Raw genomic sequence first — 2,069 nt, forward strand, 5'->3', positions numbered from 1 at the left:
CTTGAGGGGGCTGTTCGACTGCGGGTTAAATATTTGGGGCCGCGCTACGTTCGGGCCAAAGACCTGAAATGGGCAACGACGACACTTAGGTATTCGCGGTTTGAACGCGTTTCTTTGCTTCGTTTCTTTGCGCGTTTGCAAAGAAATGAAGTCCCGCCCCGGATAGGGGCTAACAGTAATAAGCAAGAAAATACTACCTATGCAGAACGACCACGCTAGCAGAAGGACTCAACGCTCTCCCCACACTCGCCGCTAGCAAAAGGGCCCGACCTCAGCCAACTCACACCGCGACTCGCTTCACGCCCCCAGAGCCCGCAGCAGCGACCCCCGAGCGGCCCCTTACGATCCTAAATAGCCCAACGGCGCAGTGGAATTCGCGGCCGCCACAGCCGCATTCTTCGCCACGACATAGATCGGTGCTTCACTCAGATTCAATGACACCACACCGTTGGTATAAGCCACCGTCGACGCATTGCCCATCATGTCAAGCACCTGCACCGTGCCGCTCGCTCCCGGCGAATCCACCGTGAGGTTGTAGCCCACCGTATACGTCTGGCTAAATCCCGTGCTCGCGCTCCATACCGCATTGTTATGCGTCCACAACGCCGTGATCGGCGTGCCCGTACCCCGCTGCTCGAACCCGTACGCATAAACGCCAGACGGCGTCTCGTTCACAGGACCCAGCGTGGTCGTGCCGTCAAGCACACGAGTCATCGTCGCAACAGCCATCGCAGCAGGCTTCGGACTCAGGTTGGTCGCACCAAACGCACCTTGCGCATCGTCAAGATCAAAGAAAGTACCGTAACCCGGCTCGCCCGGATAATCCGCGCCATAGAACACGTACGTCTGGTCCGCCCCCTCGCCGAGCAAGATGATGTGCGTTCGCGCAACAACCGCTCCCTGGGCGAACAGGACGTTCGGCGTCGGATAGTTGGGACCATACGACGTACCAAGGTCGTAACTGATGCCCGTCTCCGTCACATACAGCTTCATCCCCGCACGATAGTCCGTCTTCATCTCCTGACGCAGCCCACGCATCTCGTTCATCAACGCGTTCGCTGCGTTCGCCGGACTGGGGTCTGTCGCCAACCGCTCAGGTGGATGCGACGGCGACGTGCCCGCATCGTAATAGCCATGCGTCGTGATGCCATCCACATACTGCGCAAGACCCAACGGCGCCATGGTCTGCAGGCGCTGCGTGGTGAGCGACGGAAACGCATCGGTCGGACCCATCACCACCGCGTGTGGATCGGTGGCGTGCAACCCCTGATACACCAGCTTGTATAACTGCACAAAGTTTGCGTTGGTATCCAGCCAGGTTTGGTTCGGCTCCCACGTCACCTGGTAATAGTTGTTGGCCATCCCGGGCAAGTATTTCTCGCGCATCAACTCGGTTTCCGCTCCAACCTGACTCATGTAAGCCTGATAACCCGCCTGATCGTTGGGCAAGTACGAACTGTCGTTGTACGCCCCAGTCGGACTGTCCCAGGCCGGGATGCCGTCAAGACGAACCAGCCGCATGATCTGGCCGGACGCATAACCGGTGTCGGTTGTCTTCGCCGAGGCGGTGAACGTGTTCGGTCCATTGGGCTCCGTGAAAGATATCTCGCGGTCGTCGATGGTCGACGTAATACCCAACGCCGTCAGCATGGAGGTCCAGCCATTGAAACCCTGCATGCCGAATCGATGCTGCTCCTGCGCCGCGTACGTCGGCGCGGGAATGATCGCGGCGACGTTAGGCAAGACGCCGAATGTGGCGAAGCCGGTCGGACGCGTGCCGGCCGTGGGTACGCTGCCGCCAGCCTTGGCCAATGTCGCAGATACCGCGAAGTAACCCGCCACGGTCGAGGTGCAGTTGAGCGTGTTCATCGTGGCACCCGCTGGCGCAGGAAAGCTGCCGCTGGCAACCGGATTGCCGAAGGTATTGCTGACAGTCCACTGCAACGTGTCCGCCGCGCTGGCGCGGGTGGTGATCGCGAGATTGAATGTGCTGCCCGACGCGAACATCCGCAGGGTGTCCGCACTCGGCGTATCGACGTCAATCAGGTCGCTGCCGGACGCCGCAGCAC

Annotated in this window: 2 protein-coding genes; one reads left to right on the top strand and one right to left on the bottom strand. The window is 60.2% G+C overall.

All coding sequences use genetic code 11. The annotated features are described in order from the left end of the window. The coding region (locus tag WCA53_RS15835) for a hypothetical protein (RefSeq protein ID WP_423912116.1) at nucleotides 1-219 on the top strand (219 nt) is incomplete at its 5' end. Nucleotides 220-339: 120 nt separating this feature from the next. Here the strand turns inward: WCA53_RS15835 and WCA53_RS15840 are convergent. Next, the coding region (locus WCA53_RS15840; RefSeq protein ID WP_423912119.1) for a hypothetical protein at nucleotides 340-2,069 on the bottom strand (1,730 nt) is incomplete at its 5' end.

It is taken from the genome of Caballeronia sp., assembly GCF_049581465.1.
In the GTDB taxonomy this organism is placed as follows: domain Bacteria; phylum Pseudomonadota; class Gammaproteobacteria; order Burkholderiales; family Burkholderiaceae; genus Caballeronia.